The following is a 17,589-nucleotide window of genomic DNA, read 5'->3' on the forward strand; positions in this document are numbered from 1 at the left end:
CAAAACACATGAGCAAAAATCAACATTCATTGCAGTCATGATGCCCTGACGCCACATCAACCCGTCAGGGCCGAGCCGGCTCAAGGGGAATTCTTGATGACACGGGCGCCGAAATCATGACCCGACGCGGCAGAACCGCTCTCGTCGCCACCGCAATTCCGGTCGCGGCAATCGTCCTGCTCGCCATTTTCTGGAACTGGGACTGGTTCATCCCGATCGTCGACTCCCAGGCCTCGACCAGCCTTGGCCACAAAGTCACCATCAAACATCTGCACGTTGCGCTCGGCCGCGTCACCACCATACAAGCTGACCAGGTCGTCGTCGCCAATCCCCAGGGCTTCCCCGCCCACGCGCCGCTCGCCGCCATCAGACGCCTCACCGTCAGCATCAATATCATCGACTACATCTTCCACGGCCGCACGGTTATCCCGGCGATCAACCTCGACCACCCGGTGATCGATGCCGTCGCGACGCCGCAAAAATCCACCAACTACAGCATGCCCGCGACCAAACCGGCCGCCAAACCCAGCCCCTCGCCCGAAATCGGCACACTCTCGATCGAAGCCGGCAAAGTCCACTTCGTCGATCCCGCCCTGAAAGCCGATGTCCACCTCGCCGTGAAAACCGAGCCCGCCACCGGCGTCGTCGCCCGATCAGGCCAGACCCAGCAACTCGCCGCCACGGCCCATGGTACCTACAACCAGCAACCGATCACCGGCACCCTCACCGCCGGCACGCTCCTGACCCTACGCAGCACCACCCAACCCTTCCCGATCGACCTCACACTTGCCAACGGCGCCACCCACGTTGCGCTGATCGGCACCGTCGCGAACCCGCTGCACTTCGCCGGCGCCAACCTCCACCTCACCCTCGCCGGCACCAACATGGCGGATCTCTACGCCCTCACCGGCATCCCCATCCCCGCCACGCCGCAATATCGCATCACCGGCAACCTCGCCTATCACCCCGGCGACATCGACTTCACCGATTTCCACGGCATCGTCGGCGACAGCGACCTCGAGGGCAGCATCCACGAAAACCCCGGCGCCGTAGTCGACCACGGCACAGCCAAACCCGTCGTGCGCATGAATCTGACCTCCAAACGTGTTGATCTCAACGACCTCGGCGGCTTCATCGGCACCAAACCCGGCGGTGTCCACGAAGCCGGCATCAGCCCCGCACAACGCGCCGCCATCGCCAAATCCCAGGCCGAGCACAGCAACCTGCTGCCCGACAAACCCTTCAACCTGCCTAAACTCAAAGCCGCCAATATCTATCTGACCTATAAAGCAGCCAGCATCGTCGGCAGATCGATGCCGCTCGACCGTCTCGCGGTCAATCTCAGCATCGTCAACGGCGCCATTTCCCTCCACCCGGTAAGCTTCGGCGTCGGCACCGGCCAGATTGCGGGCAACATTCGCCTCACGCCACAGTCCGGCAAACAAATTCATGCGGTCGCCAATGTCGATTTCGACAACGTCAACATCGCCACCCTGATGGCCGCTACCCACGTCTTCAAAGGCGGCGGCCTGCTGCAAGGCAAAGCCAGGCTCGATGCAACCGGCAATTCCATCGCAAGCTGGGCCGGTAACGGCAACGGTGGCCTCGCCCTCTACATGACCGGCGGCAACCTCAGCGCCCTGCTCGTCTCACTCTCCGGCCTTGAATTCGGCAACGCCCTGATCGCCGCCCTCGGCCTGCCCCACCAAACCGATGTGCGCTGCTTCGTCGGCGACTTCGCCCTGACCCACGGCCTGCTCAGCACCCGCACCATGCTGCTCGATACCGGCACCGCGATCGTGCGCGGCGGCGGTAGCGTCAACCTCAAAACCGAAACGCTCGACTATCACATCCAGTCCAAACCCAAACACTTCAGCATCGGCTCACTCCCTTCGCCGATCAACATCACCGGCACCATGAAAAAACCCAGCATCGGCCCCGCCAAGGGCCCCATCGCCCTCCGCGGCGGCGCCGCCGTCGCCCTCGGCATCGTCGCCGCCCCGCTCGCACTCATCCCCACCATCCAGTTCGGCACCAAAGACCCCCACGTCTGCGAAGCCCTGGTCTCCTCCGCCGAAGCCCAGGTCCGCACCAACCAGCCCGGCAAACCCAGCCACCCCACCCCACCCCAAACTCGCCCCAACCCCACCACATCCCAACTCAACCGCCAGGAACTCACCAAAACCCACCACCCCTGACCGCACAACACCAACCCCTCGGTCTATGTGTGCGCTGGAGGACGCGGGTGGAGAAAAGCAAGATCAGAGGGCAGAGCCCCTTGCCTTCCTCCCACCCAAATCCCCCACCTCAAGCATAGGCCGAGGGATTGAAATCATTGGCCAGGTGGCCGGTGGGTTTGATGAATTCGTAGGCAGCGCGGGGGATGAAGCGGCCGCTGCCGGGTTCGGCGGTTATGGTATTGTTATGCATCACGATGATCCCACGCCGCAGGGTGGTGATGGGCGTTCCGGTGATGATCTTCCCTTCGTAGGGTGTGTAATCGATCGCGTGCTGCATGATCGCATTGGTCAAGGTGATCCGCGCTGTCGCATCCCACAGCACGATATCGGCATCGGCACCCGGGCTGATCCTGCCCTTTCGCGTCAGCCCGAACAGGCGCGCGGGGTTGAAGGCAGTCAGACGCACGAAGTCGCTGGCGCTGATCCGCCCGGTGGCGACACCTTCGCTGAACAGCAGCATCATGCGCGCGCCAAGGCCTGGCACCCCGTTCGGAATATCGCGGAACGGTGCGTCGGCGCCTGCGCTGCGCTTCCCGGCGGTGCCGTCGAAGCAATAGCCGCTGTGATCGGAGGAAATCACATCAATGGTCCCGCGCCGGATCTGCGCCCAAAGCCCGGCGGCGGCATTGGCGTCGCGCGGCGGCGGGCTGCACATGAATTTCGCCCCTTCAAAACCCGGCCGGTCCATATCGGCGGCGGTGAGCGTCAGATATTGCGGGCAGGTTTCCGCCCAAACCTTCAGGCCGCGCGCCTGCGCCCGGGCGATTTCCTCGGCGACTTCACTGCACGAGACATGGAAAATCTGAATCGGCTGATCGACCAGTTCGGCCAGCGCGATCGCGCGCATGGTCGCTTCCCGCTCCACCGCCACGGGTCGCGACCAGGCGTGATATTTCGGCGCCGTCAGCCCGGCGGCGAGCAGGGCCTCGGTCATCCAGCCGATCGCGTCGTAATTCTCGCAATGCACCGTCACCAGCGCGCCATGCCGGCGTGCGGCAGCGAGAATGCGCAGAAACCCGCGATCGTCGACATGGAGCGGGTCGTAGGTCAAAAACACCTTGAGGCTGCGAATACCCGCCGCGATCAGGGCCGGAATCTCCTCGTGGATCACCGCATCGGTCGGATCGGTGATGATCTGGTGAAACCCGTAATCGATCATGCCGCGCGCCGCCCGTGCCTGATATTCAGCAAGGCTCGGCCCGATCGCACGCCCCTTGAACTGGGTGGAAAACGTGATCGCCGTGGTCGTCCCCCCGGCAAAGGCCGAGGCGCTGGCGGTAATGAAACGCTCCTCATCCGTCGTGCCGTCCGCACGTAATTGTTCGATATGGCAATGGGTATCCACCCCGCCCGGCAGCACCAGCAACCCGGTGGCATCGATCACCCGCCCCCCGCGCAGATCCTGCCCGACCGCCGCGATCGTCTCCCCGATGATCCCGACATCGGCAGCAAACTGCTCCGCCGCCGTCACCACCGTGCCGCCCTTGATGACCGTGTCGTACATGACCCCCGTCCTGCGTTGCCGCCTCGAATTATGGCGCAGAACGCAGGCCGGTTCCAATCCGTCGCGCGAAGGCACGCGCCACCCTCACCGCGCCGCCATCACCCCCATTGCCGAAGGACAGCGCCCCGCGCGATGCCGCACCGCCGCCGAAGGCGCCACGACCGTCCGGTGCAGCAGCGGCGCCAACCCGCGCGCCACGGCAATCGAGTGCAGATACTGGCAAGGCTGCGCCAGATGATCCTCGCTGTCGTAAAAATCCGCGCGCGGATACCGGCTACGATCAGGCAATTCCAGAAAACGCCCGCCATGCCTCACGAACACGGCGCGGACCGCGGCGATCGTCGCATCCGGCAGCGCCACCGTGTCGAAATCGGTCGGCAACCCGCCGATCACGATCACGCCGCGCGCCACCTCGGCACGCACGAAGCGCGCGATGATCGCGGTGCCATAGCCCTGCCTGATGGACCGCGCCCGCGGGTCCACCCGATGCAGCAGCGCCAGAAACGCCGGATCAGCCGTCGCAAGCGTGGTGCCCACCCGGTCACCTTCCGCATCGAACTGCGCGGCGAGCAATGCGCGCGGATGCCCCATGCCCGCTGCATGCGCCGCCATTTCCACCAGCGCCTCCAGCCCATCCGGCATGGTGCTGCCGAACGCGCCGGCCACGAACCGCCCCGCGCCAAGCCGCCACAGCAACGCCCGATCATCGTGAAACAGCCACGCGCCATCGATGCTCATGCGATTCTGCGCCGGCGTCACATCATATTGCTGCAACTCCAGCGGCAGATACACGACATCGCCCGCATGCAGCAGCGCCGCCCACTGCGTGAACAGATCATCGAGCCCGATCCCGACCGCGACGCCGCCGTTCTCGCAATTCATCCCCAGCATCGCCCCGATCACCCGGCACGAATGCGAATACGGCGCGTTCGACCCCGCCAATATCACCAGCTTCGGCGATGCCAGCGCCGCGCCCCGCGCCAGCTTCGCCGCCATTTCATGCCGCAACATCCCGACCGACAGCGGCCGATGCAACACGAGCCCGAACGCCGCCAGATACAGCGCGATCGAGGCCAGGGCGCAAACCACCAACCGGCGCATCAGAACTGAAAATAAATGAAGGGGCGTGCAAACGGCGCGAAAAACAGCGCCTGCACCGAAAACGCGAACCCCGCGACCAGCGCCGCGTTCCGTCCCCGCTCGCGCAGCGTATGAATATCCGGCGCGAGCAGAATAATCCCCCAGGTCAACGCCAGCAGTGCCGCGGCCTGCACCACACTCATCGTCCGCGCCGCCCCCAGATACGGCAGCACCGGCACAGCCGTCACCACATGCCGCAAGATCGGCAACGCCCTGACGATCATCGCCGGCAGCAAAACGCCCGCGGCCCCACACAACCCGCGCAGCATGATCCAGCAGGCCCGCAGATTATCCGCCCGAAACGGCACCCAGGCAATCAACACCGCCAGCACGGTCACCGCCTGCGCCACACCCGCATGCAGGCGCCAACCCGTCCGCCGCCATTGCTGATGCACGATCAAATAAAGCCCATGCAGCCCGCCCCACGCCATGAACCGCCACGCCGCACCATGCCATAAACCGCCCAGCAGCATCGTGATCATCAAATTCACATTGCGCCGCACCGCGCCATGCCGGTTGCCGCCCAACGGGATATACAAATAATCCCGCAGGAACCCCGATAGCGTCATGTTCCAGCGCCGCCAGAAATCGGCAATGTCGCGCGCCTGATACGGCGAGCGGAAGTTCAGCGGAAACCGCACCCCCACCATCCGCGCCAGCCCGATCGCCATGTCCGAATAACCGGAAAAATCGAAGTAGATCTGCGCCCCATACGCCAGCAGCGCCACCCACGCCTCAACCAGCGACAGCGAATGCCCCGCCCCCGCCGCCCGAAACCCCGGATCGGCAAACCGCGCCAGACTGTCCGCCAGCACCAGCTTCTTCGCCAGCCCCAGCAAAAACACCTCGAGCCCCGCCACCAGATCATCCCGCCGCACCCGCCCGGTCAGCGCTGCAAACTGCGGCACAATCTCCCGTGGCCGCACGATCGGCCCCGCCAGCAAATGCGCGAAAAATCCGACGAAACACGCATAGTCCAGAAACCCGCACACCATCGTCTCGTCGCGGTACGAATCCACCAGATACATCACCTGCTGAAACGTGAAAAAACTGATCCCCAACGGCAACACAATGCCCAGATCAGGCGCCCGCACCCCAAGCCACCCCGCCCCGGTCGCCGCCAGCAACCCCGCGTATTTGAACCACGCCAGCAACCCCAGATCCGCAACCAGCCCCCCGACCAGCCATCGAAACCGCCACCGCCCGCGCGACCGGCGCATCACCCGCACCAGCCCATAATTCCCAATGATCGACCCCACCAACAAAGGCACAAATACCGGCCGCCACCAGCCGTAAAACACCAGACTGGCCGCCAGCAAAACCACCAAAGCAGCCCGCCCGCCCCAGCACCAACCCGCCACCACAAAACCCGCCAGAAACAACGGCAAAAACCCAACCACAAACACCGATGAGTTGAATAACACCGAAAACACTCGCCAAGGTTGCAGGTCACCATGTCACAACCCATCACCCATTTCCAGCATTTTACCGCCCGGCAGGTTGGTGCTGGGGAGAGAAAGAAGGCGGGGGGCTTTGCCCCCTCGACCCCCACTAAGGGCTTAGCCCTTAGAACCCGCTAGTTTTAGGCAAGGGGAGGGCGACACGGGCCAGATCGACGGAACCACCGAGGCAGCACCCTCCCCTTGCCTAAAACGAATGGATTTTAAAGGCTCCGCCTTTAACGGGGGTCCAGGGGGCAGAGCCCCCGCCTTCCTTCCCTCCAGCACCCGCCCGGCCGGTTGGTACAATGCGGGAAACCGGTGCTATAGGCTCGCTGCACTTGGGACCGTTGCCATGACTGACGATTTACCGCCTCATCCAGCGTTATTACCTGTGGGGTTCACTGATTTATTACCGCCGGATGCCGAGGCTGAGGCGCGTCTGACCGAGACGTTGACGGCGTGTTTTGGCGCGCACGGCTATCAGCGCGTCAAGCCGCCGTTGGTTGAGTTCGAATCGACCTTGTTTGCCGGCTCGGGTGCGGCGGTGGCGGAGCAGACGTTCCGTTTCATGGACCCTGAGTCCCAGCGCATGATGGGTTTGCGCGCGGACACCACGCCGCAGATCGCCCGGATTGCCACGACCAGGCTGGCGGCGGCGCCGCGCCCGCTGCGTCTGGCCTATGCCGGGCAGTGCTTGCTGGTGCGGGGTTCGCAACTGGCCCCTGAGCGTCAGGTGGCGCAGGCGGGCATCGAGTTGATCGGCCCCGACCTGCCGGAGGCGGATGCCGAGATCATCATTGCCGCTGCAGCGGCGTTGGAAGCGGCGGGTGTGGCGAGCATCAGCATCGATCTCACAATGCCGCCGCTGATTCCGGCGCTGCTGGGCGACACTTCGGTCCAGCCCGCTTTGGTCCGCGCCCTCGATCGCAAGGATACCGCGGCCATCGCGGCCCTGGGCGGCGCGCTCGCCCCCACCTTGCGCGCCTTGCTCGAAGCCGCCGGCCCCGCCGAGCCGGGCATGGCGGCCCTCGCCGCAATCGCCTTGCCGCATGCGGTGCGTGGCCTGGCCGATCGGCTGGCTGCAACCATCGCCGCCATCCGCCATCGTGCGCCGGCTTTGCGTCTGACGATCGATCCCGTCGAGTTCCGCGGCTATCGCTATCATACCGGCGTCGCGGTCACCATTTTCGCCCCCGGCCGCCAGGCCGAGCTTGGCCGTGGCGGGCGGTATCTGTGCGACAACGGCGAATCCGCGACCGGCATCACCTTGTATCCGGACACGATCCTGAAAGTCGCCCCGCGCCCCGCCGCGCGGCCGCGCCTGTTCTTGCCGGCCGGCACCTCGCCTGCGGTGGCGCAGGCGTGCCGTGAGCAGCAGTTCGCCACCATCGCCGGCCTGCTGCCGGCAGCGGACGACATCGCCGAGGCCAAGCGCCTGCTCTGCACCCATGTCTGGCGCGATGACCGCGCCGTCGCTCTTCAAGGAACCTGATCCATGGCAAACGTCACCATCATCGGCGCGCAATGGGGCGACGAGGGCAAGGGCAAGGTGGTTGACTGGCTCGCCTCCCGTGCCGACATCGTCGTCCGCTTCCAGGGCGGCCACAATGCGGGTCATACGCTGGTGGTCGGCAACCAGACCTACAAGCTCTCGCTGCTGCCATCGGGCCTGGTACGCGGCAAGCTCGGCATCATCGGCAACGGCGTGGTGATCGACCCGGTCGCCTTGCTGGCCGAAATCACCCGCATGCGCGATCAGGGCCTGACAATCTCGCCCGAAACCCTCCGCATCGCCGACAACGCCCCCCTCATCCTGCCGGTCCACGCCGCGATCGATGCCGCGCGCGAAACCGCCCGCGGCGACCGCAAGATCGGCACCACCGGCCGCGGCATCGGCCCCGCGTACGAGGATAAAGTCGCCCGCCGCGCCATCCGCGTCTGCGACCTCGCGGAGCCGGAAACGCTCGATTGGCGGCTCGACGAGTTGTTGCTCCACCACAACACGCTGCTCGCCGGTCTCGGCGCCCCCACGTTCGAAAAAGCCGCCCTGCGCGACCAGCTGCTCGCCCTCGCGCCGCAGATCCTGCCCTTCGCCGAACCGGTGTGGGAGCGTCTCGCCGCCGCCCGCAAATCCGGCGCGCGCATTCTGTTCGAAGGTGCCCAGGCCGTCATGCTCGATGTCGATCACGGCACCTACCCGTTCGTCACCTCGTCCAACACCGTCGCCGGCCAGGCCGCCGCCGGGTCCGGCATCGGCCCGGATGCGATCGGCCGCGTTCTTGGCATCGCCAAGGCCTATTGCACCCGCGTCGGCTCCGGCCCGTTCCCGACCGAGTTGTTCGACGAAACCGGCCGCCAACTCGGCGAGCGGGGCCATGAATTCGGCACCGTCACCGGCCGCCCGCGCCGCTGCGGCTGGTTCGATGCCGCCCTGGTCCGCCAGGCCGTGAAAGTCGGCGGCATCACCGGCCTCGCTTTGACCAAGCTCGACGTGCTCGATGGCATGCAAACCCTGCAAATCGGTGTCGGCTACCGGATCGACGGGGTCGAATTCAAACATCTACCCCCCGGCGCCGCCGCTCAGGCCAAGGCCGAGCCCATCTTCGAGACCATCGAAGGCTGGCCCGGCTCGACCCGCGGCGCCCGCTCCTACGCCGAACTCCCCGCCCAGGCGATCAAATACGTCCGCCGCATCGAGGAACTGGTCGAATGCCCGGTCACCCTGCTCTCGACCAGCCCGGAGCGCGACGATACCATCCTGATGCAGGACCCGTTCGCCGACTAGGCGGACCGCGCCGCGTTTTTCACCGCGAAAGCCAAGCTTTCCGCCCATCCCGGAGACGCCCATGTCCACCGCATTCGAAGCCCTCGTCATCCGCAAGACCGAAACAGGCCAGATCTGCGAACCCGCCACCATCACCGAAGCCGAGCTGATGGACGGCGACGTCACGGTCGCCATCAGCCACTCCACCGTCAACTACAAGGACGGCCTCGCCGTCACCGGCCGCGCCCCGATCGCCCGGCGCTTTCCGCTCATCCCCGGCATCGATTTCGCCGGCACCGTCACCCAGTCCAGCCACCCGCGCTTCGCCACGGGTGATACCGTCCTGCTGAACGGCTTCGGCGTCGGTGAAACCCACCACGGCGGTTTCGCCGCCCGCGCCCGCGTCAACGGCGACTGGCTGATCCACCGCCCTGCCGGCCTCTCCGCCGCGCAAACCATGGCGATCGGCACCGCCGGCTACACCGCCATGCTGAGCGTCATGGCACTGCAGACCGGCGGCCTCACCCCGGCAGACGGCGATGTCCTGGTGACCGGTGCCGCCGGCGGCGTCGGCTCGATCGCGGTGGCATTGCTCGCCCGCGCGGGCTTCCGCGTCATCGCCTCCTCACGGCGCGCCCAATCCGAGGCCGCCTACCTGCAAAACCTCGGCGCGGCCGACATCATCGATGCCGCAACCCTCGCCGCTCCCGGCAAACCCTTCGCCAAGGAACGCTGGGCCGGCGTGATCGACTCGGTCGGCAGCCACACCCTCGCCAACGCCTTGGCCCAGACACGCTACAACGGCATCGTCGCCGCCTGCGGCCTCGCTCAGGGCAGCGACCTGCCGACCACCGTCCTGCCCTTCATTCTGCGCGGCATCACCCTCACCGGTATCGATTCCGTGATGGCGCCGCGCGCCAGACGCGAAACCGCCTGGGCCCGCCTGGCCACCGAGCTCGACCTCGCGACGCTCGGGGCCATCACCACCACCATCGGCCTCGCGGGCATCCCCGCCGCGGCCGAGGCCATCACCACCGGCCAGGTCCGCGGCCGCATCGTGGTCGCCCTATAGGCAAAAAAAAAGCGGCACTTTCGTGCCGCCAAGTTTAGGGAGGAAACGTCCAAGAAAGCAGACGGCGACAGAGCGCCGTTGCTGTTAATCGATATAGCGCAGTCCTTCGCGCCTGAAAACTTAAATTTGTGCAATGCAGCATGTCAGTTTTCGAACATCCGGAAACCCATCAGCGACACGTCGTGCCCCGCCCCGTCCTGCAGCCGCCCATACGCCGCCAACTGCCCGGCCAGCTGATGCAACCGCACCGCCCAAGCCATGTCGATTACCTGAAACCGCTCCGCCAGATCACCCAGCCACGCCACATAGCGCGGCACATGCGCCGCACAGAGCGCCCCGATCCCGCGCGCCACCGGATCATCCCAATCCCACTGCCCGGCCGCAATCGCGCCGATCCCGCCGAGCTTCGGCCCATGAAAATGCAGAATCCCGGCATGCGGATCATACGGCCAGTACGGTTTGGCGTTCAGCCCCGGGTCCAGCCGATCCCAATACCCGCGAAACGCCTCGTTCAGCGCAACCTGATCATCGAACTGCGCCCCGCCATCCCCATCCAGCCTGGCGTTGATCACCGCCTCGAACCCCGCCTGGGCCGCCCGCATGGCCGGCAGGTTCATCACCATCACGCCCGCATTGAAATAATTCCACGCATCCGGCGCAAACTCCGGCGCCGCCGCGAACACGCGCGGCCGGATCGCACCGAAATCGATCGGCCGCAGAAACACCACATCACAATCCGTATACAGCGCAAACGCAGCATCCCGATCGACCACGGGAATCGCCAGGCGCAACCAATGCCCCGCCGAATGCGCCCGAAAACTCCCCCGCGCCGTCGCCGCCGCCATCGCCTCACCGCACGGCGGCACCGCATCGATCACCCTCACCCCCCGCTCTTCCATCCATCGCGTGCAGTCGCATCGCGCCCCATAATAAAGCAGCCGCGGCTCCAACCCGGGACACAACCGCGACGACATCACCGCCAGCTGCGCCAACACCCCCGCCTCACCCCGCGCTCCAGCTTCATCGAGTGCAAAATACCAGCGCATCGTCACCCCTTCGCAGCCACCGCCAACACCACCTATACTCCGCCGATGCGCATCCTGATCACCGGCTTCGAACCGTTCGACGGCGATACCATCAACCCCTCAGCACTTCTGGTCGATTCCCTCGCCTCCACGCCGCCGCCCGGCGCCACCCTCATCCCGCTCGTCCTGCCCTGCGCCTTCGCCCCGCTCCACCACACGCTGCAAACCGCGCTCGAAACCCACCGGCCCGATATCACCATCAGCTTCGGCCTCGCCGGCAACCGCCAAGGCATCAGCCTCGAACGCGTCGCCCTCAACATCATCGACGCCCGCATCCCCGACAACGAAGGCAACGCCCCGATCGACGAACCCGTCCTCCCCGGCGCCCCCGCCGCCTACTTCACCACCCTGCCGATCAAGACCGCCATGGCCGCGCTCCACGCCGAAGGCATCGCAGCCCATATCTCCCAAACCGCCGGCACCTACGTCTGCAACGCCACCGCCTTCATCACAATGCACCTCGCCACCACCCGATACCCCGCCATGCGTGCCGGCTTCATCCACCTCCCCTATCTGCCGAGCATGCCCGCCGCCCAGGCCGGCGCCCCCGCGCTCGACCTCGCCACCCTCCACCACGCCGCCAGCCTGATCGTAAAAACGTGTCTTGAATGCAACACCGACCAGCGAATTACCGGCGGCGCCGTCTCCTGAGATTGCCCGGCACCACACCATTGGCTACATGCCTCTACGTCACCCTGGGGACAAAAAAATGCCCCGTCGGTAAACCGGCGGGGCAAGTTAACAGGGAGGCTTCACGTCTGGGAGACGTTGGGACCCGAAGGTCCCCATCCGGCCGGTAAGGGCCGGATATCGAACGACACAAGCACAACAACCTGTGTCGAATTCCACGGCTGCGGTAACAACCTACGCAAGAGATATGCCCTCTGTAGCGTAATGGAAGTCCCGTTTGTGTGAACCCGCCATGAAATTGTCGCATATCCACAATTGCCACCCTACCTGTGATCGCATGTCTGACGGATGGGATGGGGCGTGTCGGAAGGAAGAAGGCGAGGGGCTCTGCCCCTCGACCCCGTTAAAGGCAGAGCCTTTAAAATCCATTAGTTTTAGGCAAGGGGAGGGCGACCCAGGTCAGATCGACGGAAAGTCCGAGGCAGCGCCCTCCCTTTGCCTAAAACTAGCGGGTTCTAAGGGCTCCGCCCTTAGCGGGGGTCCAGGGGGCAGAGCCCCTTGGCCTTTCTTCTCCCAACACGCCCCATCCCCTCGGTCAGACAACCTGTCCACAGGCATGGAGGTTCGTGGTGAGTGAGCGGTATGACGTTATTGTTATCGGGTCCGGGCCGGGTGGCGCGTCGCTGGCGCAGCGTCTTGCGCCGACCGGCAAGCGGATTCTGATCATCGAGCGTGGCGACTATCTGCCGCGCAGCCAGAAGAACTGGGATTCCCAGACGGTATTCGTCGATGGGGCGTATCAGACCAAGGAGACCTGGTACAACCGCAAGGGCGACCGTTTCCAACCCGGGCTGCATTATTTCGTGGGCGGCAACTCGAAGGTCTACGGGGCCGCCCTGTTCCGACTGCGCGAGCGCGATTTCGAAACCCTCGTCCATAAGGACGGTATATCGCCGGAATGGCCGGTCAAATACGATGTGTTCGAGCCTTATTATGCCGAGGCGGAGCGTCTCTTCCACGTCCACGGCAAGCGTGGCGAGGACCCGAACGAGCCCTGGTCGAGCGGCGATTTCCCCCATCCGCCGGTCAGCCACGAAGCGCGGATCGCGGAACTGTCCGCCAGTTTCACGCGCGATGGCCTGCACCCGTTCCATCTGCCGCTGGGCATCCTGCTCGACGAACGCGACGGCAAGCCCACCCCCACCAGCACCTGCATCCGCTGCGATGCGTTCGATGGTTATCCCTGCCTGCTGAACGGCAAGGCGGATGCGCAGGTCATGTGCATCGACCCCACGCTGGCGCTGCACCCGAACGTGACGCTGCTGACCAACGCCTATGCCGAAACCCTGGAAACCGATGCCAGGGGCCGCAGCATCACCGGCGTCAACGTCATTCGTGATGGCGTACGCGAGCGGTATGAGGCGGATATCGTCGTCTCCGCCTGCGGCGCGCTGAGTTCGGCCCTGCTGCTGCTCCGCTCGGCGAACGATGCCCACCCGACCGGCCTTGCCAACGGCTCGGACCAGGTCGGCCGCAACTACATGCGCCACAACCAATCGGTCCTGATGGCGCTGCTGCGCGAACCCAACGACACCGTCTTTCAGAAAACCCTCGCGGTGAGCGATTTTTATTTCGGCGCGGATGACTGGGATTATCCGCTCGGCCTGATCCAGATGTGCGCAACCTCGCACGCCGACCAGATCCGCGGCGAATCCCTGCCCTCATGGTTGAGCTTCCTGCCCGAAATGCCGTTCGAAACCATGGCCCGTCACTCGATGGATTTCTGGCTCTCCTCGGAAGACCTGCCCCGCAGCGAAAACCGCATCACCCTTGCCAACGACGGCCGCGTCTTCCTCGATCTTGAGCCGAACAACATGCAAGCCCACCACCGCCTCAAGAAAAAACTTGAAGCCGCAATGAGCAAGGCCGGCCCCAACCTCGCCATGCTCGACCGCTCACTCTACCTCGGCAAAAACATCCCCCTCGGCGGCACCGCCCACCAGGCCGGCACACTGCGCTTCGGCACCGACCCCACCCAATCCGTGCTCGACCTGAACTGCAAAACCCACGAAATCGACAACCTATACGTCACCGACGCCAGTTTCTTCCCCTCGATCGGCGCGGTAAACCCCACGCTGACGATCATCGCCAACGCTCTACGGGTGGCGGATCACATCAAGCAGAGGATCGATCCATAGGAGCGTCTAGGCAGGAAGTAGTTCTTTTTTGTAAAAAAAAACCAAAAAACTTTTATAGGCACGCGACCTGATAAGCTTGACAGTATAGGCAAGCCGGTACGATCGCAAAACTTGGGTCAGGAAAAATAACATATGTCCAAGCCGGCCATTTAGGCAAACCCGATACCGAGCTTGTCTGCGTAAATCGGTGCATACGGACCGATCCGCGACGCGTCTGGAATATACCCGCCCCGATGTGTCAGGATTCTTTACACATGCACTCGTGTCGTTCCGTTATGATATTGAATTCCCATCGAAAAATTTCTGGCACGCCTTTTGCTGGGTTCTTTTATTGCTATGATCCGATTGAAAAACTTCAACGAAGGGAACCATCGACCATGCCGATCAACCGCCGGCTAACCCGGCCACTGATCCTCTCCGCGGCAAGAACCGGCTTCGTCTGCGGCGTGCTGGCAATGCTCGCGCCGCTGGCGCAAGCGGGCACCATCGGCACCGGACCCACCACCATCAAATACACGGGCGCCATCGTCGATTACACAGTCCAGACGGCCGGAACTTATCAAATCCAAGCCATCGGCGGCGGTGGCGATGGAGGTAACGGCGGCCTTGGTGGCGGCGGTGCAACCATAACCGGCGATTTCAGCCTGACCGCCGGCGAAATCCTGGCGATCCTGGTCGGGGGTGGCGGCCAATCATTGGGCGGCGGTGGCGGCGGCAGCTTCGTCGTCGCACCGGCCAATACGCCGCTGGTCATCGCCGGCGGCGGCGGCGGCAAATACCGATCGAATGGCCACAGCGGTACCGGCGGTAACAACGGTACAAGCGGTCTCAGCACGAATACTGGCTACATCAAAGGTGGCACCGGCGGATCCGGCGGCGGCGCCTTCTTAAACGCCTTCAATGGCACCGGTAGCGGGGGCGGCGGATTTAACGGTAACGGCAAGTTCGGCGGCAGCAATACCGGTGGTGGCAGCAGCTTTTTGAATGGCGGTGCCAATGGGCAAGGCGGCGGCTTCGGCGGCGGTGGCGGCGGCACCGGTTACAGTGGCGGCGGCGGCGGCGGCGGTTACAGCGGTGGTGCTGGCGGTGCCCCAATCGGATCCTCCGGCTACGGCGGCGGCGGCGGTGGATCGTTCCTGGCCAGCGATGCTACCAACCCCGTACTGGTCGCCGGCGCATCCGGAGCCGAGAGCGGCGCCGGCGCAGACGGCCAGGTAACGTTCAAACTCCTGTCGCCCATACCCACCGCCGTGCCGGAACCGGGGTCGCTGGTGTTACTCGGTACCGGCTTGGTCGGCATCGGCCTGATCAGCCGTCGCCGCACCCGCAAAGCGACCCGCTAGCCAACGCCCGGCACAGGCGCCCGCGAATCGGGCCGTGGTGCCGGATGATTGCCGGCAATCAAACAGGCGAGGGCCGACATCACATACTGTCGGCCCCAACCACCGCGATATAACCTTGCGCCGGGGGGGGCCATGCACGGCCTCGCGGAGACTAGCCTTACCGGACCGCCCGGTCATCGAGATAATGCCCATCCGGATCACGCACGACCCCATCAACGCCCGCCACCAAAACCCGCGTCGCCACCACGTCACCCAAAGCCCAACGCCCCGCACCAACCCCCGGCGGCGCCCGATACTCCAACAACTCCAGATGCGGCGCCGCCTGTCGCGGCACCGAAAGTGCCGTCACCACCACCTCCGGCGCCTCCAACCCATCGAGCGCCGCCTGCGCCACCCCGACATTGACCGATCCACCTGACCACTCAAACCCCAAACGCCGATAAAACGCCTCACTCCGCGCCGTATCCGCCACCACGATCGCCGTATGATCGATCCCGCGAAACAACGCCCCCTCACCAAGCCAGCACGCCGGTGCACCACCCGCCGGAAACGCCAGCAACTCCAGCGGATGCCCTTCGGGGTCGCGAAACTTCCACGCGGTCACCCCGCCCGATGAGGCCGGCAACAGCTGCGGCCCGCCGATCGAAACCGCGATCGCACCCGCCGCCAACGCCTGTCGATGCGCCGCCGCCATATCATCCACAACGATCGCCATATGCTGAAACCACGGGTCATTGCTCGCCCATGGGCGCGGATAATCCACCCCGGTCGCCGCTTCCAACACCACCCGCTGCGCCCCCAACGCAAGCGGCCCGCCATCACCAATTCGGTGAAACCCCAGCCCCGCGCAATAGAAATCCGCAAGCCCCACCACATCCCGCGCCATCAGCACCACACCCGCAATCATGGTACCTGCACCCCGCGCGTATTCAGGAATACCGCGTACAAAACCTGCGACCCGCCAATGAACAGCCGGTTCTTGTGCAGCCCTCCGAACGTCACGTTCGAAACCCGATGCGGAATCAAAACCTTCCCCAGCAGCACCCCATCCGGCCCGATGCAATGCACCCCATCGGCGGCGCTGGTCCACACATTGCCGTCCTCATCGATACGGAACCCATCGGCATAACCAGGCGTCACCTTATGAAAAACGCCACCACCCCGCAGCGTTCGCCCATCCCCGCCAACCTCGAACACGCGGATGAACTGGCGCGGCTCCGGCTTCGTCTGATCACCCGTCTCACTGACGTACAACAACCGCTCATCAAGCGAGAACGCGAGGCCGTTGGGACCCTCGAAATCATCTGCCACCACCCCAATCTCGCCACGGTCCGGATCGAACCGGTACACCGCAGGCGGTTGCTCCGAACTCTGCCGCCCTCCCTCATAATCGGTCAGCAGCCCATACAACGGGTCGGTGAACCAGATCGTCCCGTCCGACTTCACCACCACATCATTCGGTGCATTCAATCGCCGCCCGGCATGATGTCCGACAAGCCGCACCACCCGCCCATCATGCTCGGTCCGATACAGACACCGCCCATGATGCGAACACGCAATCAACCGCCCCTGGCGGTCCCGGGTCTGCCCGTTCGCATAATCCGACGGGGCCCGATACACCGACACGCCATGATCCTCACTCCACCGCATCGTCCGGTTGCGCGGCAGGTCCTGAAACAACAGGCAGTCCGCATCACCCATCCACACCAAGCCCTCGATCCACCGAAACCCGCCCGCCAGAACCTCCAGCCCGGCATTCGACAACACATAACGGCCAAACCGCGGGTCGATCACCTCGAACACACTCATGCAAACCGGCACACCTGCCCGATCGTCGGCGCCGCATCGAACTGCACCACCATCAACACGGCCGGCTCATCGCCGATCGTGCCCGATTTATGTCCCTTCCGCCCCCCGATCTCCCGCGTATTCTGATCCTCGCCAAACGAAACCTCGCCCGGCCCCATCTCCACCCGCGTCCCATCCATCGACTCGACATACCATCGCCCCGATAACGGAATAATCCACTGCGGCCGGGGATTCTCATGCCACTCCCCCACCCAGCCCACCGGCTGCACCGTCACCATCACCGTCATGCCGCCATGCATCCGGCTGCCTTGCCACTGCGGCGCCGCTCCGGCCCCCATCGCCTTCATGACAAAATCCGTCAT

At 64.7% G+C, this 17,589-nt stretch carries 14 protein-coding genes; 7 read left to right on the forward strand and 7 right to left on the reverse strand.

Going from position 1 to position 17,589, the window contains the following annotated elements:
- Positions 1-116: 116 nt before the first annotated feature.
- A complete protein-coding gene (locus AruPA_RS12135) occupies positions 117-2,198 on the forward strand; it encodes an AsmA family protein (RefSeq protein ID WP_265636971.1) in 2,082 nt (693 codons plus the stop codon).
- Between the two features lie 109 nt (positions 2,199-2,307).
- On the opposite strand, the gene hydA is transcribed toward AruPA_RS12135, so the two are convergent.
- The 3 genes from hydA to AruPA_RS12150 all read right to left on the reverse strand — a co-directional run bounded on the left by hydA (position 2,308) and on the right by AruPA_RS12150 (position 6,308).
- Entirely contained in the window at positions 2,308-3,744 is a 1,437-nt protein-coding gene (gene hydA, locus AruPA_RS12140) for a dihydropyrimidinase (protein WP_265636972.1), read from the reverse strand.
- Positions 3,745-3,828: 84 nt separating this feature from the next.
- Complete coding sequence (locus AruPA_RS12145; RefSeq protein ID WP_265636973.1) at positions 3,829-4,845, reverse strand: hypothetical protein; 1,017 nt, start codon at positions 4,843-4,845, stop codon at positions 3,829-3,831.
- A complete protein-coding gene (locus AruPA_RS12150; protein ID WP_265636974.1) occupies positions 4,845-6,308 on the reverse strand; it encodes an MBOAT family protein in 1,464 nt (487 codons plus the stop codon). Before AruPA_RS12150 ends, AruPA_RS12145 begins: the two co-directional genes overlap by 1 nt.
- Positions 6,309-6,678: 370 nt before the next feature.
- Here AruPA_RS12150 and AruPA_RS12155 point away from each other — a divergent pair, with 370 nt between their 5' ends.
- From AruPA_RS12155 to AruPA_RS12165, 3 genes are all read left to right on the forward strand, one after another.
- A complete protein-coding gene (locus AruPA_RS12155; protein ID WP_265636975.1) occupies positions 6,679-7,818 on the forward strand; it encodes an ATP phosphoribosyltransferase regulatory subunit in 1,140 nt (379 codons plus the stop codon).
- 3 nt (positions 7,819-7,821) lie between these two features.
- Positions 7,822-9,111 carry an adenylosuccinate synthase gene (locus tag AruPA_RS12160; protein ID WP_265636976.1) on the forward strand — a complete coding sequence of 430 codons (1,290 nt, stop codon included), beginning with the start codon at positions 7,822-7,824 and terminating at the stop codon, positions 9,109-9,111.
- Positions 9,112-9,172: 61 nt separating this feature from the next.
- Positions 9,173-10,162 carry an MDR family oxidoreductase gene (locus tag AruPA_RS12165; protein ID WP_265636977.1) on the forward strand — a complete coding sequence of 330 codons (990 nt, stop codon included), beginning with the start codon at positions 9,173-9,175 and terminating at the stop codon, positions 10,160-10,162.
- A gap of 143 nt (positions 10,163-10,305) precedes the next feature.
- On the opposite strand, the gene AruPA_RS12170 is transcribed toward AruPA_RS12165, so the two are convergent.
- Positions 10,306-11,208 (reverse strand): hypothetical protein, encoded by a 903-nt coding sequence (locus tag AruPA_RS12170; RefSeq protein ID WP_265636978.1) that lies wholly within the window; start codon positions 11,206-11,208, stop codon positions 10,306-10,308.
- A 45-nt stretch (positions 11,209-11,253) separates the two neighbouring features.
- Here AruPA_RS12170 and pcp point away from each other — a divergent pair, with 45 nt between their 5' ends.
- The 3 genes from pcp (at position 11,254) to AruPA_RS12185 (ending at position 15,418) form a co-directional block, all read left to right on the forward strand.
- Entirely contained in the window at positions 11,254-11,898 is a 645-nt protein-coding gene (gene pcp / locus AruPA_RS12175) for a pyroglutamyl-peptidase I (protein WP_265636979.1), read from the forward strand.
- Positions 11,899-12,506: 608 nt separating this feature from the next.
- Entirely contained in the window at positions 12,507-14,075 is a 1,569-nt protein-coding gene (locus tag AruPA_RS12180) for a GMC oxidoreductase (protein WP_265636980.1), read from the forward strand.
- 233 nt (positions 14,076-14,308) lie between these two features.
- Complete coding sequence (locus AruPA_RS12185; protein WP_265636981.1) at positions 14,309-15,418, forward strand: PEP-CTERM sorting domain-containing protein; 1,110 nt, start codon at positions 14,309-14,311, stop codon at positions 15,416-15,418.
- 157 nt (positions 15,419-15,575) lie between these two features.
- Here AruPA_RS12185 and AruPA_RS12190 read toward each other — a convergent pair whose 3' ends face one another.
- From AruPA_RS12190 to AruPA_RS12200, 3 genes are read right to left on the reverse strand one after another with little or no spacing between them, the layout of a single operon-like run.
- Positions 15,576-16,325 (reverse strand): VOC family protein, encoded by a 750-nt coding sequence (locus AruPA_RS12190; RefSeq protein WP_265636982.1) that lies wholly within the window; start codon positions 16,323-16,325, stop codon positions 15,576-15,578.
- A complete protein-coding gene (locus AruPA_RS12195) occupies positions 16,322-17,227 on the reverse strand; it encodes an SMP-30/gluconolactonase/LRE family protein (RefSeq protein ID WP_265636983.1) in 906 nt (301 codons plus the stop codon). Before AruPA_RS12195 ends, AruPA_RS12190 begins: the two co-directional genes overlap by 4 nt.
- Positions 17,224-17,589 carry a cupin domain-containing protein gene (locus AruPA_RS12200; protein ID WP_265636984.1) on the reverse strand — a complete coding sequence of 122 codons (366 nt, stop codon included), beginning with the start codon at positions 17,587-17,589 and terminating at the stop codon, positions 17,224-17,226. Before AruPA_RS12200 ends, AruPA_RS12195 begins: the two co-directional genes overlap by 4 nt.

It is taken from the genome of Acidiphilium sp. PA (assembly GCF_026191915.1).
Taxonomy (GTDB): Bacteria; Pseudomonadota; Alphaproteobacteria; order Acetobacterales; family Acetobacteraceae; genus Acidiphilium.